This window comes from Pseudomonas sp. AC247 (genome assembly GCF_979258015.1).
This window is the reverse complement of sequence record NZ_OZ409829.1, coordinates 2,368,836-2,395,202: the sequence shown is the minus strand read 5'-3', so window position 1 is coordinate 2,395,202 and position 26,367 is coordinate 2,368,836. Positions and strand designations below refer to the sequence as shown.

Annotated in this window: 22 protein-coding genes; 13 read left to right on the top strand and 9 right to left on the bottom strand. The window is 58.1% G+C overall.

All coding sequences use genetic code 11. The features are described from left to right. Positions 1 to 7 precede the first annotated feature (7 nt). The 3 genes from efeO (ACZZ0B_RS11120) to efeO (ACZZ0B_RS11110) are packed head-to-tail and all read left to right on the top strand — an operon-like array spanning position 8 to position 3,376. Positions 8 to 1,207, top strand: a complete 1,200-nt coding sequence (gene efeO / locus ACZZ0B_RS11120; protein ID WP_463545173.1) for an iron uptake system protein EfeO — start codon at positions 8 to 10, stop codon at positions 1,205 to 1,207. A 17-nt stretch (positions 1,208 to 1,224) separates the two neighbouring features. After that, positions 1,225 to 2,523, top strand: coding sequence for an iron uptake transporter deferrochelatase/peroxidase subunit (gene efeB / locus ACZZ0B_RS11115; RefSeq protein WP_463545172.1), 1,299 nt, complete (start codon positions 1,225 to 1,227; stop codon positions 2,521 to 2,523). Between the two features lie 28 nt (positions 2,524 to 2,551). After that, positions 2,552 to 3,376, top strand: a complete 825-nt coding sequence (gene efeO, locus ACZZ0B_RS11110; RefSeq protein WP_008082584.1) for an iron uptake system protein EfeO — start codon at positions 2,552 to 2,554, stop codon at positions 3,374 to 3,376. Positions 3,377 to 3,499: 123 nt separating this feature from the next. Here efeO (ACZZ0B_RS11110) and pssA read toward each other — a convergent pair whose 3' ends face one another. Next, on the bottom strand, positions 3,500 to 4,843 hold the full coding sequence (gene pssA, locus ACZZ0B_RS11105; protein ID WP_440093858.1) for a CDP-diacylglycerol--serine O-phosphatidyltransferase: 1,344 nt from the start codon (positions 4,841 to 4,843) through the stop codon (positions 3,500 to 3,502). Between the two features lie 204 nt (positions 4,844 to 5,047). On the opposite strand from pssA, the gene ACZZ0B_RS11100 reads away from it, so the two are divergent. Then, positions 5,048 to 5,611, top strand: coding sequence for a TetR/AcrR family transcriptional regulator (locus ACZZ0B_RS11100; RefSeq protein ID WP_440093860.1), 564 nt, complete (start codon positions 5,048 to 5,050; stop codon positions 5,609 to 5,611). A gap of 55 nt (positions 5,612 to 5,666) precedes the next feature. After that, positions 5,667 to 6,146, top strand: coding sequence for a nuclear transport factor 2 family protein (locus ACZZ0B_RS11095; RefSeq protein ID WP_008082590.1), 480 nt, complete (start codon positions 5,667 to 5,669; stop codon positions 6,144 to 6,146). Between the two features lie 104 nt (positions 6,147 to 6,250). Here the strand turns inward: ACZZ0B_RS11095 and sfnG are convergent, their stop codons facing one another. Continuing rightward, the gene (gene sfnG, locus ACZZ0B_RS11090; protein WP_158834493.1) at positions 6,251 to 7,333 is read right to left on the bottom strand and encodes a dimethylsulfone monooxygenase SfnG; all 1,083 of its coding nucleotides are present in this window, start codon (positions 7,331 to 7,333) and stop codon (positions 6,251 to 6,253) included. A gap of 333 nt (positions 7,334 to 7,666) precedes the next feature. Between sfnG and ACZZ0B_RS11085 the strand changes: the two genes are divergently transcribed. After that, positions 7,667 to 8,446: a TSUP family transporter gene (locus ACZZ0B_RS11085; RefSeq protein WP_463545171.1), complete on the top strand. Its 780-nt coding sequence runs from the start codon at positions 7,667 to 7,669 to the stop codon at positions 8,444 to 8,446. On the opposite strand, the gene nudC is transcribed toward ACZZ0B_RS11085, so the two are convergent. The 3 genes from nudC to ACZZ0B_RS11070 all read right to left on the bottom strand — a co-directional run bounded on the left by nudC (position 8,414) and on the right by ACZZ0B_RS11070 (position 11,028). Next, a complete protein-coding gene (nudC, locus tag ACZZ0B_RS11080; protein ID WP_463545170.1) occupies positions 8,414 to 9,244 on the bottom strand; it encodes an NAD(+) diphosphatase in 831 nt (276 codons plus the stop codon). The genes ACZZ0B_RS11085 and nudC overlap by 33 nt on opposite strands. 6 nt (positions 9,245 to 9,250) lie before the next feature. Next, complete coding sequence (locus ACZZ0B_RS11075) at positions 9,251 to 10,063, bottom strand: crotonase/enoyl-CoA hydratase family protein (RefSeq protein ID WP_440093865.1); 813 nt, start codon at positions 10,061 to 10,063, stop codon at positions 9,251 to 9,253. A gap of 194 nt (positions 10,064 to 10,257) precedes the next feature. Then, positions 10,258 to 11,028, bottom strand: coding sequence for a class I SAM-dependent methyltransferase (locus tag ACZZ0B_RS11070; protein WP_463545169.1), 771 nt, complete (start codon positions 11,026 to 11,028; stop codon positions 10,258 to 10,260). Positions 11,029 to 11,187: 159 nt separating this feature from the next. Here ACZZ0B_RS11070 and ACZZ0B_RS11065 point away from each other — a divergent pair, with 159 nt between their 5' ends. The 3 genes from ACZZ0B_RS11065 to ACZZ0B_RS11055 are packed head-to-tail and all read left to right on the top strand — an operon-like array spanning position 11,188 to position 13,023. Further along, on the top strand, positions 11,188 to 11,721 hold the full coding sequence (locus tag ACZZ0B_RS11065; RefSeq protein ID WP_440093867.1) for a tetratricopeptide repeat protein: 534 nt from the start codon (positions 11,188 to 11,190) through the stop codon (positions 11,719 to 11,721). Between the two features lie 19 nt (positions 11,722 to 11,740). Then, entirely contained in the window at positions 11,741 to 12,271 is a 531-nt protein-coding gene (locus ACZZ0B_RS11060) for an RNA polymerase sigma factor (protein WP_440094260.1), read from the top strand. Then, a complete protein-coding gene (locus ACZZ0B_RS11055) occupies positions 12,268 to 13,023 on the top strand; it encodes an anti-sigma factor family protein (protein ID WP_463545168.1) in 756 nt (251 codons plus the stop codon). Before ACZZ0B_RS11060 ends, ACZZ0B_RS11055 begins: the two co-directional genes overlap by 4 nt. A gap of 126 nt (positions 13,024 to 13,149) precedes the next feature. Here the strand turns inward: ACZZ0B_RS11055 and ACZZ0B_RS11050 are convergent, their stop codons facing one another. Both ACZZ0B_RS11050 and ACZZ0B_RS11045 read right to left on the bottom strand, forming a co-directional pair. Next, the gene (locus ACZZ0B_RS11050) at positions 13,150 to 14,451 is read right to left on the bottom strand and encodes an ATP-binding protein (protein ID WP_463545167.1); all 1,302 of its coding nucleotides are present in this window, start codon (positions 14,449 to 14,451) and stop codon (positions 13,150 to 13,152) included. Positions 14,452 to 14,455: 4 nt separating this feature from the next. After that, a complete protein-coding gene (locus ACZZ0B_RS11045) occupies positions 14,456 to 15,157 on the bottom strand; it encodes a response regulator (protein ID WP_007912171.1) in 702 nt (233 codons plus the stop codon). Between the two features lie 291 nt (positions 15,158 to 15,448). Here ACZZ0B_RS11045 and ACZZ0B_RS11040 point away from each other — a divergent pair, with 291 nt between their 5' ends. From ACZZ0B_RS11040 to ACZZ0B_RS11025, 4 genes are all read left to right on the top strand, one after another. Next, positions 15,449 to 16,606: an efflux RND transporter periplasmic adaptor subunit gene (locus ACZZ0B_RS11040; protein WP_463545166.1), complete on the top strand. Its 1,158-nt coding sequence runs from the start codon at positions 15,449 to 15,451 to the stop codon at positions 16,604 to 16,606. A gap of 15 nt (positions 16,607 to 16,621) precedes the next feature. Continuing rightward, positions 16,622 to 19,717, top strand: a complete 3,096-nt coding sequence (locus ACZZ0B_RS11035) for a multidrug efflux RND transporter permease subunit (protein ID WP_463545165.1) — start codon at positions 16,622 to 16,624, stop codon at positions 19,715 to 19,717. A gap of 138 nt (positions 19,718 to 19,855) precedes the next feature. After that, complete coding sequence (locus tag ACZZ0B_RS11030) at positions 19,856 to 20,497, top strand: DUF1345 domain-containing protein (RefSeq protein WP_158834838.1); 642 nt, start codon at positions 19,856 to 19,858, stop codon at positions 20,495 to 20,497. A gap of 149 nt (positions 20,498 to 20,646) precedes the next feature. Continuing rightward, on the top strand, positions 20,647 to 21,081 hold the full coding sequence (locus ACZZ0B_RS11025; protein WP_440093875.1) for a hypothetical protein: 435 nt from the start codon (positions 20,647 to 20,649) through the stop codon (positions 21,079 to 21,081). Between the two features lie 52 nt (positions 21,082 to 21,133). Here the strand turns inward: ACZZ0B_RS11025 and ACZZ0B_RS11020 are convergent, their stop codons facing one another. Next, complete coding sequence (locus ACZZ0B_RS11020) at positions 21,134 to 24,031, bottom strand: autotransporter outer membrane beta-barrel domain-containing protein (protein WP_463545164.1); 2,898 nt, start codon at positions 24,029 to 24,031, stop codon at positions 21,134 to 21,136. Positions 24,032 to 24,269: 238 nt separating this feature from the next. Further along, on the bottom strand, positions 24,270 to 26,339 hold the full coding sequence (locus ACZZ0B_RS11015) for a hypothetical protein (protein WP_463545163.1): 2,070 nt from the start codon (positions 26,337 to 26,339) through the stop codon (positions 24,270 to 24,272). Between the last annotated feature and the right edge of the window lie 28 nt (positions 26,340 to 26,367).

Sequence of the window (26,367 nt, the reverse complement as noted above, 5' to 3'; positions counted from 1 at the left end):
GGCATTCATGTCAAAGCCTAATACTCCTCAGGCCTCGCCTCCCCGCGCCTTGCGTTGGGCGGTGGCCGGTTCGGTGGTCATCATGATCGCCGCCGGTGGCCTGTTCTGGTACGCCTCGAAAATGGCGGCGGCCAAGCGTCAGCACAATCACGATGAAGTGGTGGTCAATATCCATCCGGGCAGTTGCGAACCGAATGCGCTGACCGTACCGGCCGGCCGCGCCAGTTTCCGCATCGTCAACCGCTCCGACCGCGCGGTGGAATGGGAAATCCTCGACGGCGTGCTGGTTGTCGAAGAACGCGAGAACATCGCGCCGGGCCTGAGCCAGGTGATCAACGCCAATCTGCAACCCGGCGATTACGCGATCACCTGTGGCCTGCTGAGCAACCCGCGCGGCACCTTGCACGTCACGCCGACTGCCGCCTCCGATGCGGCCGCGAAAGCCAAACCGTCGATGGTCGCTTTCGTCGGGCCGCTGTCGGAATTCCGTGTGTACCTGGCCAGCCAGGGCAGCGCGCTGATCAAAGCCGTGACCGCGCTCAATCAAGCGATTGAAAGCGGCGACTTGAGCCAGGCTCAGGCGCTGTACCTGCCTGCCCGTGCGGCGTATCAGCGTCTGGCCCCGGCCGCGCAGCGCCTGGCGGAACTGGATAACAGCATCAACGCCCGCGCCGATTACTTCGAAAAACGCGAGCAGGATCCGGCCTTCGTCGGCTTCCACCGCCTCGAATTCGGCCTGTTCCAGCAGCGTAAACTCGATGAGCTGACGCCAGTTGCCCAACGCCTGCTCAGCGACGTCACCACGCTCAAACAGCAACTGCTCGCGCAATCGCTGCCACCGGAGCAACTGGTGAACATCGTCGTGCGCAACCTCAACACTCTGGCCGACGTCCGTGCTGCCAGCGGCGAAGAGGAACGCTACAGCCACAGCGACCTCAACGGTTTCGCCGCAAATGCCGAAACCGCACACAAAGTCGTCGATCTGCTGCGGCCAATGCTGACCAAGTCAGCCGCTGACCTGCTGCCGAAAATCGACAAGGCCTTGGCGGACTTCGACACCGAACTCAACAGTTACAAGATCAAGGACGGCTACGCCAGCTACGACTCCGTCAGCGGCGAACAACGCAAGCAGATCGCCGACAAGGCCCAGGCTCTGGCCGACGCACTGGATGGCATTGATCCCGCCCTCGGCCTCTCCGGCCTGTAAGCAGAAGACGAGTACCGATGAACGATTCAGAACCACTCAACCTGCAACGTCGCCGTGTCCTGATGGGCATGGGCGCCGCCGGTGTCGCCCTCGCCGGCTCAGCCCTGAGCTGCCCGGCCATGGCCGCCACGCCGGCGCAAGTCACCGAAGCACCGAGCAGCGACAAAACCGAAGACCGCCACGATTTCCACGGCGTGCACCAGACCGGCATCGTCACCCCGCGCCCCGCATCCGGCATGCTGGTTTCGTTCGACGTGTTGGCCAGTGATCGCGAAGACCTTGAGCGATTGTTCCGCTCCCTCAACGAACGCATCGCGTTCCTGATGAAGGGCGGCCCGGTTGAGCAGATCGACCCGAAACTGCCGCCGCCGGATTCCGGCATCCTCGGCCCGAACGTGACGCCGGACAACCTGACCATCACCGTTTCCGTCGGCGAATCGCTGTTCGACGAGCGCTTTGGTCTGGCCGATGCCAAGCCCAAGCGCCTGCAACGCATGGTCGGTTTCCCCAACGATGCGCTGGAAGCCGATTGCTGCCATGGCGACCTGAGCCTGCAGTTTTGCTCCAACACCACCGACACCAACATTCACGCCCTGCGCGACATCGTCAAGAACCTGCCCGATCTGCTGCTGGTGCGCTGGAAGCAGGAAGGCAGCGTGCCGCCGCAAGCCCCGGCGAAAGCCGGTGTGCCGGCGCAATCGGCGCGTAACTTTCTTGGATTTCGCGACGGCTCGGCCAACCCGAACTCCAACGATAGCAAAGCCATGGACAGCATCGTCTGGGTGCAACCGGGCAGCGATGAGCCGGCCTGGGCTGCGCATGGTAGCTACCAAGCGGTGCGGATCATTCGCAACTTTGTCGAGCGCTGGGATCGCACGCCGCTGCAGGAACAGGAAAGCATCCTCGGCCGGGTAAAAACCTCCGGCGCGCCTATCGGTGGCAAACACGAAACTGAAGTCCCGGACTACCACAAAGACCCGGAAGGCAAGCTGACCAAACTCGACGCGCACATTCGTCTGGCCAACCCGCGAACCGCTGCGAGTCAGGCCAACCTGATCCTGCGCCGGCCATTCAACTATTCGAATGGCGTGAACAAGAACGGCCAACTCGACATGGGCCTGCTGTTCATCTGTTACCAGGCCGATCTGGAAAAAGGCTTTATCACCGTGCAGACCCGCCTCAACGGCGAACCGCTTGAGGAATACCTCAAACCGGTCGGCGGCGGTTACTTCTTCACCCTGCCGGGTGTCACGGGCGACAAGGATTTCATCGGTCGCTCGCTGCTCAACGCCACACAACCCAAAACCGCTGCCTAAAAACAACATTCAACACTGGAGCCGCCCCATGAAGAAGACGCCACTCGCGTTATTGCTGACCCTTGGTTTGCTCAACACCCCGCTGTCGGCATTCGCCGCGACAGCGCCGCTGGATCTGGTCGGGCCGGTGTCGGACTACAAGATTTACGTCACCGAGCAACTCGATGAGCTGGGCAGCCACACCCAACAGTTCACCGACGCCGTGAAAAAAGGCGACCTGGCCACGGCGCAAAAGCTCTACGCGCCGACTCGCGTCTACTACGAGTCGATCGAGCCGATTGCCGAGCTGTTCAGTGACCTCGATGCGTCCATCGATTCGCGCGTCGACGACCACGAGAAAGGCGTGAAGGCTGACGACTTCACCGGTTTCCATCGCATCGAGTACACGCTGTTCTCGGAGAAAAGCACCCAGGGCCTGAACGAACTGGCGGACAAGCTCAACAGCGACGTCAAAGACCTGCAAACCCGTGTGGCCGGCCTGACCTTCCCGCCTGAAAAAGTAGTCGGTGGCGCTGCTGCGCTGCTGGAAGAAGTCGCCGCAACCAAGATCTCCGGTGAAGAAGATCGCTACAGCCACACCGACCTGTATGACTTCCAGGGCAATATCGACGGCGCGAAGAAAATCGTCGATCTGTTCCGTCCGCAGATCGAGCAGCAGGACAAGGCATTCGTCGCGAAGGTCGACAAGAACTTTGCCACGGTCGACAAGATTCTGGCCAAGTACAAGACCAAGGATGGTGGGTTTGAAACCTATGACAAGGTGAAGGATAACGACCGTAAGGCGCTGGTCGGGCCGGTGAATACACTGGCGGAAGACCTGTCCACGTTGCGTGGCAAGCTTGGTCTGAATTGATTTTTTGTAGCGTCTAGCAAGGCCCCATCGCGAGCAGGCTCACTCCTACATTTGGAATGCGTTCCCCTGTAGGAGTGAGCCTGCTCGCGATAGCGGCTGCATGACCGCCACAAATGTAAAACCTTACAAAATCCGGTACAGCAACCGCTCGATCCGCACCCGACTCACGCGCTTGAGAAACTTGGCCACCCCGGCCGGGTATTCCGGCAAGGTCTCCAGGCTCTGGAAATTCTCGATCCGCGTGGTATGGCGGAAAATTTCTTCCAGCTCCTTCGCCCGTGGTTCCAGCCATTCCCCCTTCGGGTCCTCAATCAGCAGCGCGTTTTCCAGATCCAGACGGAACGCCCGTGGATTAAGGTTATTGCCGGTCAGCAGCGTATAACGCTGATCGACCCACATGCCCTTGAGGTGATAGGTGTTATCGCCATCACGCCACAAGTGCAGGTTCAACTGGCCGCTGTCGATGTTGCGCTGATGGCGTTTGGCAAAGCGGCGCAGGCTGATCTCGTACAGGTACGGCAGCGCGGCGATCACTTTGAACGGCTCGCTCGGCGGGATGTAGAAATCGTTGGCAGTCTTGTCGCCGACGACGATGTCGATCTTCACGCCACGCGCCAATGCGCGGTTGATCTCGCGGATGACCCCCAGCGGCAAATTGAAATACGGCGTGCAAATGGTCAGCTGCTTTTGCGCGCTGGCAATCAGCTCGAGAATCGCCCGGTTCAGCGGGTTGTTCTTGCCAACACCAAGCAACGGCGTAACGCACAGACCGTCTCTGGCAGTGCTGCCAGTGGCGGTGTCGTACGTTGCATATTTGAGACGACTGCGCAGATCACCGATGTCGTTGCGCAGGCTGCGCGTAGTCGGCAGGTTGGGCAGATCGAGGCGATGCACAGCTTTGGATTCGATCAGGCCATGCTTGACCAGGTGATGCATCGAGTCCGCCAGTTCGTGGCTTTGCAGCACGTGATAGCGGTCGAAACGGTACTTGTCGAACTTGTGCAGGTAAACGTTGTTCAGGCTGGCACCGCTGTAGACCACGCAATCGTCGATCACGAAGCCTTTCAAATGCAGAACGCCGAACAGCTCGCGAGTCTGCACTGGCACGCCGTACACCGGCACTTCGCTCTGGTGCGTGCGGGTCATTTCCTGGTACCACGCCGAATTGCCCGGCTGCTTGCCGGCCCCGATCAGCCCGCGCTGGGCGCGCAGCCAATCGACCACCACGGCGATTTCCAGCTCAGGGCGTTTGAGCTTGGCGGCGTGCAAGGCATCGAGGATTTCCTGACCGGCTTCGTCTTGCTGCAGATACAGCGCGACGATGTAGATGCGCTGGGTCGCCGCAGCGATTTTTTCCAGCAGGCAACGACGGAACTCGGCGGCGCCGGACAGAATGGTCACGGCCTCGGCGGTCAGCGGGAAGCTGCGCAATTTGGGCAGCAAGGAACGTTTGAAAAGCAACGGCATAGGGCTCGCAATGGGTCGAATCCGAAGAACCCGAGAGCTTACACCATCGCATCCTTCGGGTCTTGTTAGTGCCTGTAAACAGATCAAAAGATCGCAGCCTTCGGCAGCTCCTACACAGACCAATGTAGGAGCTGCCGAAGGCTGCGATCTTTTGATCTTAAAAAACAATTGCAAAAGGAGAACACTCGTTCTACTGTCGGCCACATGAACGAACTAACCAATACCGAAACCCGCGACATCATTCTCGATGTCACCGAAAAGCTGATCTACAAAAGTGGCATCGCTGCCACCAGCATGGATCTTCTGGTGAAAACCGCCGGTGTCTCGAGAAAAAGCATCTACCGTTATTTTGCGGATAAGGACGAACTGGTTGCCGCCGCTCTGCAACGTCGTGACATTCGCTGGATGCACTGGTACCGAAACGCCGTCGATCAAGCCGAAAGCCCGGCAGATCGCCTGCTCAACCTGTTTACCGTACTCAACGGCTGGTTTGCCTCGGAAGGCTTTCGCGGCTGTGCATTCATCAACACCAGCGGCGAAACCGGTGACCCGAACCACCCGGTGCGGCTGGTGGCCAAGGAACACAAACAGAAGCTGCTCGACTACGTGTGCGAGCTGTGTACCGAATATGGCACCGAAGACCCGCAACTGCTGGCCAAACAGTTGCTGATCCTGATTGACGGTGCCATTACCGTAGCGCTTGTGATGGGTGATCACAGTGCCGCCGATAATGCGCAATGCATGGCGCGTAAGTTATTGGGCCTGTAATGCCTTGATAAGCCGGACTTGATGTTCAACTATTAATTAGACCGGGAGACCGAACATGTCGACTGCAGCCCAGTTACGTCCGCCACTGCCCCCCTTCAACCGTGAATCGGCCATCGAGAAAGTTCGTTTGGCCGAAGACGGCTGGAATTCCCGCGATCCGGAAAAGGTATCGCTGGCCTATACCCTCGACACGAAATGGCGCAACCGTGCCGAATTCGCCAACAACCGCGAAGAAGCCAAAGCCTTTCTGACCCGCAAGTGGGCGAAAGAACTGGATTACCGCTTGATCAAGGAACTGTGGGCTTACTCCGATACGCGCATCGCCGTGCGTTATGCCTATGAATGGCACGACGATTCGGGTAACTGGTTTCGCTCCTACGGCAACGAGAACTGGGAGTTCGATGAACAGGGCCTGATGTTCCAGCGCTATGCGTGCATCAACGACATGCCGATCAAAGAGAGCGAGCGCAAGTTCCACTGGCCACTGGGCCGCCGCCCGGACGATCACCCCGGCCTGTCCGACCTCGGCCTGTAACCCCCACCCCTGTAGGAGCTGCCGAAGGCTGCGATCTTTTGATGTTGTTTTCAAGATCAAAAGATCGCAGCCTTCGGCAGCTCCTACAAGGGGATGTGCTGCGGTCAGGCGACGGCGGCAGTCTTCTCGACCTCCAGTTCGCGTACCAGTGGCAACACTCGCTGGCCGAAGTACTCCACTTCTTCCTGAAAGTGCAGAAACCCCGCCAACACCAGATCCACCCCCACCGCCTTCAACGCGACAATCCGCTCGGCAATCTGCAACGGCGTACCAATCAGATTGGTTTTGAAGCCGTCGTTGTACTGCACCAGATCCTCGAACGTCGATTTTGCCCAGTTGCCCTCGCCCTCCGGTGAGGCCCTGCCCGCCTGTTTCGCAGCATCGCCAAACGCGTTCACCGCTTCCGGATCGGCCTGATCGATGATCTGCGCCAACACCGCCCGCGCCTCTTCTTCGGTGTCGCGGGCGATGACAAACGCGTTGACGCCAATCTTCACCGAGTGATTGTTCGCCGCGGCCTTGGCACGAATATCGTCAACCTGCGCCTTGATCCCCTCAACGCTGTTGCCGTTAGTGAAATACCAGTCCGAGACCCTTGCCGCCATGTCCCGTGCTGCCCGCGAGCTGCCACCCTGAAAAATCTCCGGACGGCCCAGCGGTTTTGGCTTGAGGGTGTAATTATCGAAACGGTAGAAGTCGCCGCGAAAGGTGAAATTGTCCTGGCTCCAGACACCCCGCAACGAACGGATGAATTCCTCGGAACGGCGGTAGCGCTCGTCGTGTTCCAGCCAATGTTCGCCGATGGCCTGGAACTCGCCTTTGAACCAGCCGCTGACGATGTTTACCGCGATGCGGCCGTTGGTGAGTTGATCGATGGTCGCCAGTTGTTTGGCCGCCAGTGCTGGTTGCCACGGGCCGGGCAAAATGGCTGCGATGACTTTCAGCCTGGTCGTGGCGGCCAGCAAGGCATGGCTGAACGCAACCGACTCATGCTGGAACTCGGCGCCGTAACCGGCGGTGAAGCGGATCTGCGTCAGCGCGTATTCAAACCCGGCGGCTTCGGCGATTTGTGCCAGTTTGCGGTTGTAGTCGATGCCCCAATCGGTGCGTTGCTCGATCTTGCTGACCACCAGCCCACCGCTGACGTTCGGCACCCAGTAGGCAAATTTCACGGCTTGCTGACTCATTGGCGTGTCCTCGGGACATTTGCGGAGATGGGAGAGGTAGAGCAGCAAGCGTGCCAGCCTGAAAATGCCCGGATTTGTCGGGTTTATCGGTTGTGCAGATGTTTTGCAGAAAGAGATTTGTTGGCTGCATGTTGGGTGGGCAACAGTGGGGTGATGGGGGGCCGGACTGGCGTCTTCGCGAGCAGGCTCACTCCTACATTTGAAACGCATTCCCCTGTAGGAGTGAGCCTGCTCGCGATTGGGCCTTACGGGTCGCCGCAACAGTTGGATACAGGTAACATAACCGCCCTCCCCGCAGCTCCCGTTCTGCGCCCTGCCGAATAAGCCGATTCCATGCCTTTCGAACTCAGCGTTGACCTCACCACCCTGGCCATTCTGGCCCTTGTCGCTTTCGTTGCCGGTTTCATTGATGCCATCGCCGGCGGTGGTGGTCTGCTGACCACGCCTGCACTGCTGACGGCCGGCCTGCCGCCGCACCTGGTGCTGGGCACCAACAAACTCAGTTCTACCTTTGGCTCGGCCACTGCCAGTTTCACCTTCTACCGCCGCAAGCTGTTCCACCCACGGCAATGGGTACACGCGATTATCGGCACGCTGGTCGGCGCGTTGACCGGCGCCATCGTCGCCCATTACTTGCCGGCGGAATGGCTGAACAAAATGCTCCCGGTGATCGTCTTCGCTTGCGGCTTGTACCTGTTATTCGGCGGCACACCAAAAGCGCCGCTGGACAGCGACGCACCGATCAAAAAGAAATGGCAATCGACCCAAGGCTTCAGCCTCGGTTTCTACGACGGTGTGGCCGGCCCCGGTACCGGCGCTTTCTGGACAGTCAGCAGTCTGTTGCTGTACCCGATCGATCTGGTCAAGGCCAGCGGTGTGGCGCGCAGCATGAACTTCGTCAGCAACATCGCGGCGCTGTCGGTGTTCGTGTTTTCCGGGCAGGTGGACTGGATCATCGGCCTGAGCATGGGCCTGTCGGTAATGGTCGGCGCGTTCTTTGGCGCGCGCACCGCAATCAGCGGTGGCGCCAAGTTCATTCGCCCGGTGTTCATCACCGTGGTGCTGGGTTTGACCGTGCGCCTAGCCTGGCAGCACTGGTTCAGCGTGGCCTAAGCGCCGCGCCACGTAGACGTCGATCAAATAACGGGCAATCGACTTTGACGCCGGCAACGGCGGCAGGTCGTGCACGTTGAACCACTGGGCGTCTTCGATCTCGTCTTCCTGACAGACAATCTCACCACCGGCGTATTCGGCATGGAAGCCGAGCATCATCGAGTGCGGGAACGGCCAGCACTGGCTGCCCAGGTACTGAATGTTCTTCACCTCGATCTGCACTTCTTCGCGCACTTCACGAATCAGGCAATCCTCGGCCGATTCGCCCGGCTCGGCAAACCCGGCCAACGTGCTGTAAACCCCGGTGACGAAACGCGGTGAACGCGCCAGCAGAATCTCGTCGCCACGCGTGATCAGCACAATCATGCTCGGCGAAATGCGCGGATAACTGCGCAGGTCGCACGGCTGGCAATACATCGCCCGCTCGCGCGGCACTTGCGTCATGGCTTGCCCGCAGTTGCCACAGAAACGATGCTCGCGCGCCCAGGTGCCGATCTGCGCGGCGTAGCCGAGCACTTTGTAAATCGTGTGATCGCCATCGAGCATGAACGCCCGCAGACCTTTCCAGTTGCAACCCGGCACCTCGCTGGCACTGCGCAGTTCCAGCAAATACACCGGTTCGCCGTCGAGATGGCCAATGCCGTGCTCGGTGAGGACTGACAAGTCCTGACGCTTGAGCCATTCCCGGGGGAACAGCGCGCCATTGTCATCGAACAGAAAGCCTTCCGGGCTGCGCGCCACGGCCCAGCCGCCCGGTTGATCGGTGTCGAGTACTGCAGTGGTCCAGCGAGCTGTCATGGTTTCTCAGTCCAGAAATTCGGGTTTCTGTTTGCTCATGTGGGCGGCCATGGCCACGCGCAAATCAGTGGATTGCAGCATGGCGGCGTTCCAAGTGGCAACGTATTCGAGGCCGTCGTCGATGCGATGGTCGCGCATGTAGCTGATCATTTCCTTGGTGCCGGTGACCGCTATCGGCGATTTAGAGGCGATCTCGCGAGCGATGTCGAGCACGCCTTCGAGCAGCGCGTCCTTGTCGCTGTAGACGCGATTGACCAGGCCAATGCTACGCGCCTCGTCAGCGCCGAAGGTGCGACCGGTGTAAGCCAGTTCACGCAGCATGCCGTCCCCGATGATCCGTGGCAACCGTTGCAAAGTGCCAACATCGGCGGCCATGCCGATATCGATTTCCTTGATCGAGAATTGCGCGTCTTCGGCGGCGTAACGCATGTCGCAGGCCGCGATCAGGTCGATCGCACCGCCCAGGCAGTAACCCTGAATCGCCGCGAGCACCGGTTTGCGGCAGTTGTCGACGGCATTGAACGACGCTTGCAGGGTGAGGATCTTGCGGCGCAGCAGGCGTGCGTTGCGGCCGACGTCTTTGCCCAGCTCATTGGCGACACCGGCGAGCATCATCAGGTCGATGCCCGAGGAGAAATGTTTGCCGTTGCCGCTGAGCACCACCACGCGCACTTCGTCGGTGTCGTCGATCCACTGGAAAATCTCGACGATCTCGCTCCAGAACGCCGCGTTCATCGAATTGATCTTTTCCGGACGATTGATCTGCACATGGGCGATGTTGTCGGCCAGTTCGACGTTGAAGGCGGAGTATTGAGTCATGGCAGTGATCCTTTACCGGGCTGAAAATGAGGCCCGAACTATAACAAGGCATCACGGTGGCGGTTCGGCCAAATGCGGGACTGACTTGAGGAGATGTACTGCAACACTCCACCCTGTAGGAGCTGCCGCAGGCTGCGATCTTTTGATGCTGATTTTAGAAGACCAGATCAAAAGATCGCAGCCTGCGGCAGCTCCTACAGGGATTTTCGTGTCACGAAGGCTGCGGTTTCGTAGGGGACTGTTACTACATCCTTGCCGCGCAACTCGGGCTCGGACGCGATCAACGCGCGAATCTGCTCATCGATCCTGGCCCGCTGCGCCTGCGGCAACGCGGCAATGAAACTGGTCGAACGCACGCGGTTAAACAAGACATCCTCCGGCGAGCCGGTATGCCCATTGTGAAACTGCTGCAACTGCAGTGGCCCGAACGCCGGGTGTGGAAACGCCTTGCGCCATTCGCCGGTGTAATAACGCGGCGTATCACCTTCCAGCGCATTAACGATGGCGTCCAGCTTCGGCACCCAGCGCACTTGAGTGTCACGCAGGTTCCAGATCAACCCCAACTTGCCGCCAGGCTTGAGCACTCGAGCGATCTCGGTCAACGCGGCTTCGCTGGCAAACCAGTGAAACGCCTGCGCGCAAATCACCACGTCGACCGACGCATCCGGTAGCGGCAGATCGGTCGCCGTGCCATGCACGGCCAACACCTGCGGCCAGGCATCAGAAAGTTTCTCAAGCATCTGCGCCACGGGTTCGACGGCGATAACCTGCGCGCCCGTGGCCACCAACCGACCGGTGAATTTGCCGGTACCGGCGCCCAGATCGATCACCGTCTTGTGATCATCCAGACCTAACGTTGCCGTCAGCCAGTCACTGACTTGCGGCGGGTAATCCGGACGCCCTTTGACGTAGGTATCGGCGGCCGTTTTGTAGCCCCCGGTGGAATGATGGAGATGATCGTTCATGGCAGTCCCCCTTAACACAGAGCTTCGGATCAACGGCAGACGCTTGCGAGCATAGCGCCGGAATTTGTGCCTGACTTGAACAGTCACTGACTAAGCAATGAATAAAATTTCACCCTGTGGTGTTCAAAGTGAAACATAACCCCCTGTGGAGCCTTGCCCATGACTATCCGTTCCGTTATGTTCGCCGCCCCGTTGCTGCTGGCGGCGGCGCTGTCCAGCCACTTGGCCTTTGCCAACGGTGATGAAGACGACCCGGTGCAGAAGCCCGAGTGCCCCAAAGGCCAGGTCTGGGACAGCAAGACGCAAAAATGCGTACTGCAGACCAGCAGCCTGCTGCCGGACGCCGACCGTACCGATTACGCCTATCGTCTGGCCAAGGACGGTCGTTATGAAGAAGCCCTGGCACTGCTCGACACGCTGAAAAACCCGGACACCGCCAAGGCCCTCAACTATCGCGGCTACGCCACGCGCAAACTGGGACGCACCGACGAAGGCATCGGCTATTACCTGAAATCGGTGAAACTCGATCCGCAATACGCGCAAGTGCGCGAATACCTCGGCGAAGCCTACGTGATCAAAGGCCGCGTCGACCTGGCGCAGGAACAACTGCAGCAGATCAAATCGATTTGCGGCACGTCCTGCGAGGAATATCAGGACCTGGCGCAAGCCATCAACGATTCATCGAAAACCTGACCATCAATAACCGGAGGCCATCATCGTCAGCGATCAGGCATTCAGAGCAGAACTCGGACAGCATCTGGCGCGGCTCTGGCGTTACGGCTTGCTGCTGTCGCGCAATCGGCATGTCGCCGAGGATCTGGTGCAGGCGACCTGTGTGCGGGCGCTGGAACGTGCCGGTCAGTACGTGGCCGGAACGCGCATGGACCGCTGGTTGCTGAGCATTCTGCATTCGATCTGGCTCAATGAAGTTCGCTCGCGCCGCGTGCGTCAGGGCTCGGGACAGGTCGACGCCGAAGGTCAATTGGCGGTTGATGGTGAATACGCTGCGCAGACTCATGTGCTGGCCGCGCAAGTGATTCGCCGGGTGGACGCCCTGCCCGAGAGCCAGCGCGAAACCGTTTACCTGGCCTACGTCGAAGGCCTGTCCTACCGCGAAGTGGCCGAGATTCTGCAAGTGCCGATCGGCACGGTGATGAGCCGGCTGGCCACCGCGCGCCTGAAGCTTGCCGAGTATCCGCCGCTACAAGCCGTACCGAAAACCACCGAAGGAGATCGCCCATGAACACACCTTCGGATGAACAACTGGTCGCCTATCTGGACGACGAACTCGACCCCGGCTATCGCCAGCAATTGAAGGACGCGATTGCCGATGATCCGCTGCTCAACTTGCGCGTGCAGTGGCTGAGCCGCAGCAGCCTGTCGTACAGGAACGCCTACGATGAACTCGCACGGCAAGCCCCGCTGGAACGTTTGCAGGCGCGGCTGGACGCGATTCCTGCACGGGAACCTCAGGGACTGAGTCGACGCTGGTTCATCGGCGCTGCCGCCGCAGGTCTGGTGGCTGCCGGCGTGCTGGCTGACCGCTTGTTTCTCGCCTGGCACACCCGGCAAGCGCAAGACTGGCGCACTCTGGTGGGCGACTACATGGCGCTCTACGTGCCGCAGACACTCGAACATTTGCCGGCCGACGAAGCAGCGCAACGCGCGCAATTGCGTACGATTGATGCCCGCCTCGGGTTGAACCTCACGCCCGCCGTGTTGAAGCTGCCCGGTGCCGAGTTCCGACGCGCGCAAATGCTTGAATACGACGGCGTGGCGATTGCGCAAATCGTTTATCTGGATGCGCGTTACGGACCGCTGGCACTGTGTGTCACCCGCTCGAACAGTGGCAATCGGGCGCTGGCACATGAACGTCGACACAGCATGAACGTAGTGTTCTGGACCCAGGGGCAACATGCGTGGATGTTGATCGGCCATAACCCGGCCAACGAGCTGGCGCACATGGCCACATCCCTGAGCAACAACCCCACCTGAACCCTACCTCTGTAGGAGCTGCCGAAGGCTCGGGCCGCCATCGGACGATCTTTTGATCTTGTCTTTTTTTGATCTTGTCTTTCTAAAGATCAAAAGATCGCAGCCTTCGGCAGCTCCTACAGAGGTTCAGGCGGTGAGGGGTAGCCAGAGGCGGAAGCGCGCACCACCCAACGGTGAAGACTCCACGGTCAGCGTGCCGCCCTGGGCTTCCAGCGCTCGGCGGCTGATGGCCAGGCCCAGACCGAACCCGCCGGTGGCTCGGTCGCGGCTGCGGTCGAGGCGATAGAACGGCTCGAAGATCCGCTCGCGTTCATCATCGGGGATGCCGATACCATCGTCATCGACCCAGATTTCGCACCCCTCACCGTTGACCTGCACGCCAATCTGAATGCGCTTTTCGCAATAGCGCATGGCATTGCGCAGCAGGTTCTGGATCGCGCGTGCGGTCAGGCGCGGATCCAGCGAAAAGCGTTCGAGCTGCCCGTGCAGCAAGACATCGATGACGATGTCCGGCGACTCCAGTTCCTCATCGACACTGCCCAGAATGCTGTCGATAAACTCGTCCAGCGACACCTCGACCTGCTCCGGCAGTTGCGCCGGGTTTTGCAATCGGCTGTAAGACAGCAACTCCAGCACCAACTCGTCCAGCTCGCGGATGTGCGCGACCAGCCCCTGCAAGCGCTCGCGGCTGGCAGTCGGCAAGTCGTCGGACAGCGCCAGGGCGAGGCCGAAATCCAGCCGCGTCAACGGCGTGCGCAGCTCGTGGGACACGGCATTGAGCAAGTCTCGTTGTTGATTGAGCAGGTTTTCGATGTCGCCGGCCATGGTGTCGAACACATTGGCGAGGCTGCCGATGTTGGAACTCGCGGCGATGTTGGTACGTTCGCTCAAATGGCCCTTGCCGAAACGCTCGGCGGTGCCCCTGAGCCGTTCGAGGTCACGCCAGTGCGGCCGCAGCCACATCAACAGGCACGCCAGCAAGGTTGCCCCCACCAGCACGTTGATGCTCCAGTACAGCAAATTGACGTCCATCGGATCGGGCGGCACGACCATTTGCACGGCCATTTCGTTGTCCAGCGGCGTCACCGCCAGCGTGCGCCAGCCCCAGTCGCCGATGCGCACCATGTTTTCTCCGCGCAACAACCGCTCGCGTTCAATCGCCGTGAACTCGGGGTCATCGATGCGCGCCAGGACGATGTGCAGCGGTTGGAAATCCTGGTCCATTGATGCTGCGAGCGCCGGCCACTGATCTCGCGGCGTGGCGTGAAACTGCCGGGTGATCAGCGATTGCAAGCCGCGCGAATAATCGAGGTTGTAGGTGACAAAACGCTCGCGGAACGCCATGACCACCAGATCCGGCACCAGATAGATCGCCGCGCTGTACGAGACGATCGTCACCAGATACAGGCGAAACAGGATGCGAAACATCAGTTCAGCATTCCCATTCGGAACGGCTGAACAAGTACCCCTTGCCCCACACGGTCTTGATCTTGCGCGCTTCGCCGGCATGATCGTCGAACTTGCGCCGCAATTTCGAGATCGCGACGTCCACCGAACGGTCGGTGCCGTTGAATTCGATGCCGCGCAGGCGTTGCAGGATCTGATCGCGGCTGAGCACTTCGCCGGCGTGCCGCGCCAGCACCACCAACAAGTTGTATTCGCCACTGGACAGCTCAACCGGCTGGTCACGCCAGGTCACGGTGCGCTCGGACAGATCGATGCACAGATTGCCCATGAGGATACGGTCGTTGGCCGTCAACGGTTCGCCAAGGCTGCTGCGACGCAACAGCGTGCGGACACGGGCCAGCAGCACGCGAGGCTCGCACGGTTTGGTGACGTAGTCATCGGCGCCCATTTCCAGGCCCAGCACCTGATCATGGCTGTCATCGCGTGCTGTCAGCATCAATATCGGCAGCGTGGCCGAGTCTGCACGCAGCAAGCGGCAGACTTGCAGGCCATCGAGGCCGGGCAACATCAGGTCGAGGATCACCAGGTCCGGCGGATTGACTCGGGCCCGCTCACGTACGTGGTCACCACGGCCGATAACGCTGACAGAGTAACCGTTGCGCTCCAGGTAGCTGGAAATCAGTTCAGCGAGGGCGGTGTCGTCTTCGACCAGGAGGATGTTGGGCATGGGTGATCCAGAAAGTGCAGTGGCGAATGTTCGGGCCTCATCGCGAACAGGCTCACTCCTACAGTGGAGCGTTGCCAGACACCGGTTCTGTGCCCGACACCCTCCCTGTAGGAGTGAGCCTGCTCGCGATAGCTATTGAACTGTCGCAATAAATTTCAAGGCGTAAAGGATATACGCCCTCACCCGTCCCTGAGTAAAACCCTTACACAATTTCACACAGCGCCTACAAAGCTTCACCGCTAATCTCGGCGACTGCCCGTAGGATGCGGGCATCAATATTGGGGGTAGTACATGTCGAACAAACTGCTGGCCGGGCTCGGCCTGATCGCATTGGCGCTGTCACTGAGCGCCTGTGATTCATCCTCGAAAGCCGAAGAGCAGGCGCCGCCCGCCACCGTGCGCATCGAGACCATCGAAACCCGCCCCCTGTCGATCAGCAGCGAACTGAGCGGGCGCATCGCCGCCCCGCGTATCGCCGAAGTGCGCGCCCGGGTGGCCGGCGTGGTCCTGCAACGCAGCTTTCGCGAAGGCAGTGACGTGAAAAAGGGCGATGTACTGTTCCGCATCGACCCGGCACCGTTCAAGGCCGATCTCGACAGCGCCGACGCCGCTTTACGCAAGGCCGAAGCCAATGCGTTTCAGGCGAAGTTGCAAGAACAGCGCTACGCCCAGCTGATCGATGACAAAGCCATCAGCGCGCAGGATTACGACAACGCCCGGGCCATGGCCCGGCAAACCGCCGCCGACGTCGCGGCCAACAAGGCTGCCGTCGAGCGGGCCAGACTCAATCTGGGTTACGCCACGGTCACTGCACCGATTTCCGGGCGTGTCGGGCGTGCGCTGGTCACCGAAGGCGCCTTGGTCGGGCAGAACGAAACCACGCCATTGGCATTGATTCAGCAGCTCGACCCGATCCACGCCGACGTCACCCAGTCGACCCGTGAGCTGAACGAACTGCGCCGCGCGTTCCGCTCCGGTCAGTTGCACCAGGTTGGCCAGGATCAAGTCAAAGCCACATTGATTCAGGACGACGGCAGCCTCTACCCGTTGCCGGGCAAGTTGCTCTTCGCTGATATCACGGTTGACCCGGGCACCGGCCAGATCATTCTGCGCAGCGAGTTCCCCAACCCCGACCTCGACCTGCTGCCGGGCAGCTTTGTGCGTGTGCGTCTTGAGCAGGCGACGATCCAGAACGGCATTACCGTGCCGCAACGTGCGGTACAGCGTGACAGCGCCGGTATTGCGCAAGTGCTGACGGTCGATGAGCAAATGCGCATCGCCCAGCAACCGGTGCAACTGGGCGCGGTGCAAAACGATCGCTGGATCGTCACCGGCGGCCTCAAGCGCGGCGACCGCATTGTCATCGAAGGCCTGCAACACGCCCGTCCCGGCGAAAAAGTGCAGATCGACGACACCCCTCTTCCACTTGCCCAGGCTTCTGGTCAGTAAGCAGGACGCTTTCATATGCCGCAGTTCTTTATCGACCGCCCGGTATTCGCCTGGGTGGTCGCACTGTTCATCCTGTTGGCCGGTGCGCTGGCCATCCCGCAGCTACCCGTGGCGCAATACCCGGATGTCGCGCCGCCACAGATCGAAATCTATGCCGTGTACCCCGGCGCTTCGGCGCAAACCGTCGATGAAAGCGTGGTCAGCCTGATCGAGGAAGAGCTCAACGGCGCCGATCACTTGCTGTACTTCGAATCGCAGAGCAGCCTCGGCAGCGCGACGATCAAAGCTACTTTTCAGCCGGGCACCAACCCGGAACTGGCGCAGGTCGATGTGCAGAACCGTCTCAAAGTGGTCGAGTCGCGCCTGCCGCAAGCCGTCAATCAGCAAGGCTTGCAGGTGGAGAAGGTCTCTTCCGGTTTCCTGCTGCTGATTACCTTGACCTCCAGCGACGGCAAACTCGATGACGTAGCGCTCAGCGATTATCTGGCGCGCAATGTCATGAACGAAATCAAGCGTCTGGACGGCGTCGGCAAGGCGCAGCTATATGGCGCCGAACGTGCCATGCGCATTTGGGTCGACCCGCAGAAGCTGATCGGTTTCAACCTGACGCCGGCTGACGTCAACGCCGCCATCACCGCACAGAATGCGCAGGTGTCTGCCGGCAGCATCGGCGACCTGCCCAACCCGTCCAGCCAGGAAATCACCGCGACGATTTTGGTCAAGGGTCAGTTATCGACGCCTGAAGAATTTGCCGACATCGTGCTCAAGGCCAATCCGGACGGCTCGACCGTGCGTATCGGCGACGTGGCAAGGGTCGAGATCGGCAGTCAGGAATACCAGTTCGGCACACGCCTGAATGGCAAGCCGTCCACCGCCGTTGGTGTGCAGCTGTCGCCGGGGGCCAATGCGCTCGCCACCGCAACCCTGGTGCGGGCGAAGATGGATGAGCTGTCGCGCTACTTCCCGGTGGGCGTTGAATACAAGATCCCGTACGACACATCGCCGTTCGTCAAAGTCTCGATCACCAAAGTGGTGTACACCCTCGGCGAGGCGATGTTGCTGGTGTTTGCGGTGATGTTCCTGTTCCTGCAGAACGTCCGTTACACATTGATCCCGACGCTGGTGGTGCCGGTCGCACTGATGGGCACCTTCGCCACGATGTTGGCGCTGGGTTTCTCGATCAACGTGCTGACCATGTTCGGCATGGTGCTGGCCATCGGCATTCTGGTGGACGACGCCATTGTTGTGGTGGAGAACGTCGAGCGGATCATGGCCACCGAAGGCTTGTCGCCCAAAGAGGCGACACGCAAAGCCATGACGCAAATCACCGGCGCCATCATCGGCATCACCTTGGTGCTGGTCGCGGTGTTCATTCCGATGGCGTTCATGCAGGGTTCGGTCGGGGTGATCTACCAGCAGTTTTCGTTGTCGATGGCGACGTCGATCCTGTTCTCGGCCTTCCTCGCCCTGACGCTGACGCCCGCCTTGTGCGCAACACTGCTCAAGCCGATTGCCAAAGGCGAGCATCACGAGAAATCCGGATTCTTCGGCTGGTTCAACCGCCGCTTCGAACACCTGACCGATCGTTATCAGGGCTGGGTCGGTTATGCGCTCAAACGCACCGGGCGTTACCTGCTGATCTACGTCGTGCTGTTGGTCGGGCTGGGGATTTGCTTCATGCGCCTGCCCTCCTCGTTCCTGCCGGTGGAAGATCAGGGCTACACCATCACCGATATTCAACTGCCACCTGGCGCGACCAAGAATCGCACGGTGCAGGTTGCCGAACAGTTCGAGGCGCACAACGCCGGCGAGCCGGGGATCAGTGACAGCGTGGTGATTCTGGGCTTCAGTTTTTCCGGCAGCGGCCAGAACGCTGCACTGGCGTTTTCTACACTCAAGGACTGGTCGCAACGGGGCAGCGACGATTCGGCGAGTTCGATTGCCGATCGCGCCAACATCGCCCTCAGCCAGATCAAGGATGCAATGGCGTTCGCTGTATTGCCGCCACCCGTTGACGGCCTCGGCACCTCCAGCGGTTTCGAATTCCGCCTGCAGGATCGCGGCGGCCTCGGCCATGCCACGCTGATGCAGGCGCGCACCGAACTATTGGCGGCGGCGGAGAAGAGCCCGGTGCTGATGAATGTGCGTGAAAGCGCACTGGCCGAAGCGCCGCAAGTGCAACTGGAAGTGGATCGCAAACAGGCTAACGCGCTGGGCGTATCGTTCGCCGATATTGGCAACGTACTGTCGACCGCGGTGGGCTCGGCGTATATCAACGACTTCCCCAATCAGGGGCGGATGCAACGCGTTGTGGTGCAGGCCGAAGGTGATCAACGCAGTCAGGTAGACGACCTGCTGAAAATGCACGTGCGCAACAACAACGGGAAAATGGTGCCGTTGTCAGCGTTCGTCCAGGCCAAATGGATTCAGGGCCCGGCGCAACTCACCCGCTATAACGGTTACCCAGCCATTTCGATTTCCGGTGAACCGGCGCCCGGCCACAGCACCGGTGAAGCCATGGCCGAGATCGAACGTCTGGTGGCGCAAGGGCCGAAGGGCCTGGGTCAGGAATGGACAGGGCTGTCCTTGCAGGAGCGTTTGTCCGGTAGCCAAGCGCCGATTCTGCTCGGCTTGTCGCTGCTGATCGTGTTCCTGTGTCTGGCGGCGCTGTACGAGAGTTGGTCAATTCCGACCTCGGTGTTGCTCGTGGTGCCGCTGGGTGTGCTCGGCGCGGTGTTGGCCGTGACGCTGCGCGGCATGCCCAACGATGTGTTTTTCAAAGTCGGGCTGATCACCATCATTGGTCTGTCGGCGAAGAACGCGATCCTGATCATTGAGTTCGCCAAGAGTCTCTATGACGAAGGGCATGACCTGATTGATGCGACGTTGCAGGCAGCACGTTTGCGTCTGCGCCCGATCGTGATGACATCGCTGGCGTTCATTCTCGGTGTAGTGCCGCTAGCGATTGCCACTGGCGCCAGTTCGGCAAGCCAACAGGCGATCGGTACTGGCGTGATCGGCGGGATGATTACCGCAACGCTGGCAGTCATCTTCGTACCTGTCTTCTTCGTGGTCGTCATGAAGCTCGTACAACGCTTCACCAAGCACTGATGCAAATGCAGGAGCTGCCTCAGGCTGCGAACTTTTGACGTTGTTTTGAAAATCAAAAGATCGCAGCCTGCGGCAGCTCCTACAAAAGCGTGTTTGCGTGAGCTATGGTGCTGGGATTGTTCACTCTTGTGAGTTCTCATGCGCTTCCTTGCCCGTACCCACCCTCGCCTGTCAGCTGCCGCTCTGGTTGGGCTCTGCGCGGGTCTGTTGGCCCCGGCCGATTCGACCATCAGTAAAATCCTCATCGGCTGGAACGCCGGCGTCTGGACCTACCTGGCCCTGATGCTGTGGCTGACCGTGCGCGCCAAGGCGCCGGACGTCAAACGCATCGCTGAAATCGAAGACGAAAATGCCGGGCTGGTGTTGTTCGTTGTCTGCATCGCGGCGCTGGCCAGCCTGGCGACCATTACCTTTGAACTGGCCGGTAGCAAAGACCTTGAAACCACTCGAAAACTGCTGCATTACGGTTTTACCGCAATGACGGTCATCGGCTCGTGGTTGTTGATCGGCATGATCTTCAGCGTCCACTACGCCAGGCTTTACTACACATGGGACGGCAAGGAACCCGCCCTGCGGTTTGCCGAAGGACTGACAACGCCCAACTATTGGGATTTTCTGTATTTCTCGTTCACCATCGGTGTTGCGGTGCAAACCGCCGACGTGGGTGTCGCGACTCGTGACCTGCGCAAGATAGTGCTTGCACAATCGTTAATTGGATTCGTGTTCAACACGGCGATACTAGGCTTTTCCATCAACATTGCCGCGGGCTTGTTCGGCTGATGGCGCGAGTATTGAAATCACACTGCAAACACGCTGTAAACTGTCAGAGTTGACAGTTTACAACCGCAATCCGCTGCGCTTTGATGGATTGTCCCTGAACAGGCCAACTCAGGCCTCTGGATACCTTCACTCGCATAGAGGATTGGATGATGAAAAAAAATACCCGATTGAATCCCGAGGTCCCTTTCTTCACGGCCGTCGTTGACGGTCTTCCCTTTACCGCCAATCAGCGACTTGTTGAAGAAGTGAGTTTGGCTCCCCCGCTTGATCATCATTATATTTTCTACGGCATTCAGCGCGAAGTTAACCTGGAGTATCGGGAAATCCGCATCATTGTGCCAACATCGCTGGAATTCCAGGCCTATACACTGGGCAGGCCTGAGTCAGAGGCGCGTTTTGAATTCATTGATAACTCGATGAATGTCTATGTTGGAGTTGAAGGCACGATCACGCTCTGCGAATCGAGCAAACCGGAGTACGGCGCAGTAGCCGCTTGGTTCACCCTGAGAGCCGAGGATGACGGCACTGACAGATCAATCGACATTAATGGTCGCTTTGACATGTTGCTTCCAGTGATTCGTTAACTACAAAAAAACCCCGACACTGGTCGGGGTCTTTTTTTGCTGAAATCGCAGCTTAATAGTTATAACTTACGCCGACATTGCCACTCCAGTTTTGATCAATACTCTGGCCTTTGCTGCCACCTAACTCCGCGTAAACCTGCCATTTATTCTGCGCTGCCACCCAGTTCATCCCAACAGCGTACTCGACATTGGTACTGGATGGATCGCTGTTGAAATCATCATCATTAACTTCAACATCGTTGCTTTTGACAAACTCATGGCCGACCGCCATACGCGCCCTTGGTTGAAATTTACCGCCGCCACTCAAGGCAAATTCGCGCCCGACAGTCACACCGACTTTACCCTGAAGCGAGCGTGCAGCATCGGTGTCCACTTGCAGGCCATTGTCCATTCGATATTGCTTGCCTTCAACAGCCGCAAGTCCCACTTGCACAAAAGGCTCAATGAACACGCGGTTGTAAAATTCGATGTGCTTACCTGTTTCAACGGTTGCGCTAAGACCGAGGTTTTTATACTTGCCTTGGCTGCGTGTGCCATCACTCATCGTCACTTTGGTCTTGTTATCGAATTGGTTGACCTTCCCGACGACATCCAGGTAGAGACCGCTTTCGACGTCGAACAATGTACCGTAGACGCCCGCATTTACACTGTCGACCGTTGCTGTAGAACCGTTTTTCAAATCGAGATCCGTGCGCCCGGCCCCGGCAAACGCACCGATCAGCCATTGTTGACCGCCCAGTTGCGCTTGTGTGTCGGCACCCAGGGCAAAACCTCGCTGGTTTTGAGTAAACCCGCCTCCGTACGCGTTCGAGACGTTGTACTGACTGCCATAGCTGCGAGTCCAGACGCTGTTGCTGAGGTGTTTGACCGACTCACCATTGCGGGCTGCACCGAACGAGTTGGCGCCACCGCTCCCCAGGCGGCGATCGCCCATACGGCTGTTCAGCGTCGTCATCTCTCCATAAAGGATGCTGGGCGCGCTGCCAGCAACCGCCACCGCGGCGTTGGTAGACGTACTGACTGTCTGGTTGGGACGCAGGTAAAGTCCCTCGCCTTCTCTGGCCAGCTCGTAGGTACGGGAGCCGGCATCGACCAGCTTGCTCAAGGCAAAGTTGGCATCGCCGCTGGCAATATTGCCGATCCTGACGTCGTCGGAGTTTGCCGGATTGGTGCCACTTGCCGTCACTTGAAGCTTGTGGTCGCCACTGGCGCTTTGGGTGACGTTCAAAAAACCGCTGTCGTGCGTATCAACGTCCGTCTGAATGACAAATGTACCCGTGCCAGAAAGTGTCGCCACATCCAGTTGATGGTTAAGTCCCAGATGGACAACCCCTTTCTCCAACTGCAGGTTATGCACCGTAGCGTTACCGGTGGTCAGCCATTGGCTGTCATTACGAATCTGCAGGTCGGAAGAGTTTTCAATTGCACCGGTCAATGTGGATGCGTTATTCAGCACAACGCTACCGCCCTGTGCGGTCTTGACATCACCCACCAGACTGGAGCCGTTATTCAACGAGAGGCTGGCGACTTCGGTCACACCACCGACGATTTTGCTGAGACTGTTGATCACTACCTGGTCGACATCATGCACGTTGCCAGTCAACGTCGAACCGTTCTGGAATTGCACGCTATCAGCACTTTCAATACTGCCGGTCAATGTGCTTTGGTTATCGAAAACCACCTGCGAGACATTGCGCAGATTGCCATTGAACGTCGAACCATTAAGAAATTGTGCATTGCCGGTGTCGAGTATTTCACCGCTCATTTTACTCTGGGCGTCAAACACGACCTGATCGACGTCACGCAGATCACCGTTCATCGTCGATGCATTGAGGAAACGCACACTACTGGCGCCGAGTACATCACCGGTCATAGCGCTTTGCGTATCAAACACGACCTGATCGACGTCACGCAGATCACCACTCAACGTCGAGCCATTGAGGAACTGCACAGTGTCGGCGCCGAGTACGTCACCGGTCATTGTGCTTTGAGTGTCGAAGGCAATCTGCGCAACGTTCTCAAGATTGCCTGTAAGCGTCGACGCATTCTGGAAACGGGCAATGGCCGAACTGCTGTTGTCGACTACCACAGCGCCGTTAACCAGACTGTTGTCGACAACAAGATCAACCGTCGCACCTTGCTTGACCTCAATCGCGTTGCCGTTGCCGCCAGACAACGAGGAACGGTTGGCCAGGGCGATGTTGACCGTTGTACCGGTCAAGTTGGTGTAATCCGTGGAAATACCAGGCCCGCTGCTCCCAACGACATGGGAGTTATCCAGCGTCACTGTTGAAGCCTCAGTCCGGGTCGGCTCGCTACCAATCAATAACCCTGTGGTGCCGCCGATGACCGAGGAGTTGGTTGCCCTGAACGTGCCATTCAGCAGCCTTACCCCTTGCGAGGCGGCACCTGTCGCAGTCAACTGACTGTCGTTCAGATCAAGCACTCCCAAACCGTTGATCTGCGCAGCAAAAGTCACCGCCGTCACCGTGCTGTTGCTCAACTTCACGCTGGACCCGGTCTGGTCCTGAATGTTTCGCGTCAAGAACAAGCCTGACCCATTGCTGATCACTGTGCTGTTCGTCAACTCCGCGCTGCTGCTCGCCAATCGGAGCGCGTCGCCGGTACCGAGGGTGTTTTCAATGGTTCCGCCATTCATATTCATGATCGAAAGCCGTTCAAGCCGGATTTGCTGGTTGTAGCCACCATTGACCGAGAGCTTTGCAGTCAGTGCGGTAATGTTCTGGGTGACCGCATCGTTGGCAATCAGCTCGGAGTTAGGGTTTAACGTCCAGGATTCAACGGCGGATGTACTGTCTATCGTCTTGACTTCGCCGGGATTTAGCGCACCCGCCTGTGTCGCAGAGACCGATAGCATTAACAAAACAAAGGAAGAGGCCTCACGGCAATATTGAATATTTCGAAACTTATAAATTAATGAACTAGGCATACTAAAAGACCTGAGCAATCTTGCGCCTTATAAAAACAACACGAATGCTGCGCTGAGAAACAAATTTCAAGAATGCGGGAGACTACAGACACAGCTGCGCATTTTCTGTAGGAATAGTCCTACTTCTTTGAAGGGCGAATCTTAGAGGTGCATTGGCACAGGAGTGTTTTATTGATAGGCAGGGCAATCAGGGCGCCCCAACCAGTACCAAGGCACTGGTTGAGGCTTCCACTACGGGTTAACCGTCACTCCCCGCGCCCAAATCATCACAATAAAGAAGGCTGCTATTGCGAACCCGAACAGGATGCATCTCTTTTTTCGAGTTGAACTTAGTGCCTCCCAAGTCTATTTCATACCAGATTTGCGCGTAATGAAATGTAACCGGATTGGTCGGCGGGGTTGCCTCTTGAATGTCTTTGAAAAGCTTATAATCCATTTCAAAAACAAGATCCGCGTTCCCTGCTGGCATAGGCAGGGCTTGCGTGAAATCAACGCCCGTAATGGGACCGGTAGCGTCGTCTTTTTCCCATCCTTGCATGCGCATTGTTACTTCACGGCCTGATGGTGCATCGCGCTGCCCGCCAGGCACCGAGACTTTAAGCGGCGGTACGGTTGTTACACCGCCAGTAACTGTTCGAGGCACCATCGTTTTGCAGGTGATGTAGCGTTTTGCACCCAACTCGATAAACGGCGGGCCTTTGTGGTCCAGCAAGCTGATTTGAAACGTTTCTACCAATACGTCAGTGGCAGGTGCCTGGCGCATGATATTGGGGTTGCCCGGATATTCAATGGTGTAATAAGCCGCAACGGTGCCGAGGCCTGCTTCTGAAATAAGCGAAAAATCCACATCGATGAATACTGATGTATCGGCGTTGGTCATTGTTTCATTGCCTACGCTTTTCCCAGCCCACCAAAACGTAATCAACGCGTCTTCTAGAAGGTTGGGAGCCCCCGTCCATCGGGTTGCAGTGAAGCGTACAGGTTTGTCAATATCCGCTGTCGTCAGATGGTTCAGGGCACCAGCCCCCGCCTGACCCTTGATTTCAACAGGAAGCAAATTATCGTTATCCAGATCCGGCAGAAGATCTGGCTCTGGCCCGGGAAATACAAAATTCACAAATAATGATGTTTCAGGTGAATCAATTGCCGTATTGGTTCCCCGTTTTAACGTATAAGACAGCTGTACAGTGACTTCACCTGTTGCCCCAGTTGTTACTTCATCCAAAATGTCATAGGACAGGTTGAACGGCAAGGGACCCGGTTTACTCCCCAGATCATCGGTTCCAACCACTTTCGGCGCTCCCGTTGGGCCTTTAATGGATACCGTTATCACATCTTTCGGATCGCCGTTATCCGGATAATCAATCAATACATATATTTTGGTTCCAACGGGCAAAAATGTGCCAAGGCTGATTTCCTCTGAATGCGTCGGCCCCGCCGCCGGAACTCTCAACGGTTTCAGTATCGGCGGCGGCAAAAATGCAATCGGTAAGGTTGGAGCGCCCGCCAATACAGAGTCCAGTGATTTATTCAACGGCGCATCATGCAAGACATAGCGATGATAAAGTCCGCCGTTGGGGAGTGTTTTAAGCACATCGACAGGGACTGTGAACTCACCCGAAGTTGCCCCTGCGGCCTTCGGAAAAACGCCACGGGGATAGACGACTGGCATTGTAGTAGTCGTGCCGGACCGGTTTGAAGCACAAAAAGTAACGAGATCATTATCCTGATTATGCAGATAATCTTTGGCGATCTGGACTACCAGGCCAGCAGGATTTTTTACTACCCACGCATCATTGATCACCTCGCCGCCAGCGACGTCGAGATTCTTGAAAACCGCAAAAGGCGGAGATGCTCGACTATAAGGATTTTTTACGTAATAAGGAGGGTTCTTGTCGACGCTGAATTCAATCGGATCTGAGTTATCTTCAATCCCCAACCCGTCTTCGATGTGAAAGCGGCAGAAATACTCAGTCGGGCCGGGTATACCGGGATCATCGGGGATTTTTGTAGTATCCACTGGAATATCGTGTGGAAAAAAACCAGTGAAATCATCGGGAATATCGACTTCGCCCAACAGCACTTCACCCAGGCCCTTTTTATTGCCAAGCACTCTAGCCTTGCCACCGCCAAACAGACCGTCTTTCAACGCCATTATCGTGACACTTATACTCGGTTTGTTTAGTTCTTCGAGCAGTATTCTACCGTCGCCCGGAATCTGCCCTTTGATTTCGGGAGGATCGGCCAAGGGGCCAGAGCGAGAACCACTGCCTGGTAATAGTTTTTTTATATCTTCCTTCACAGTCATATCATTCACTCCTTCTGCCGATAAAACC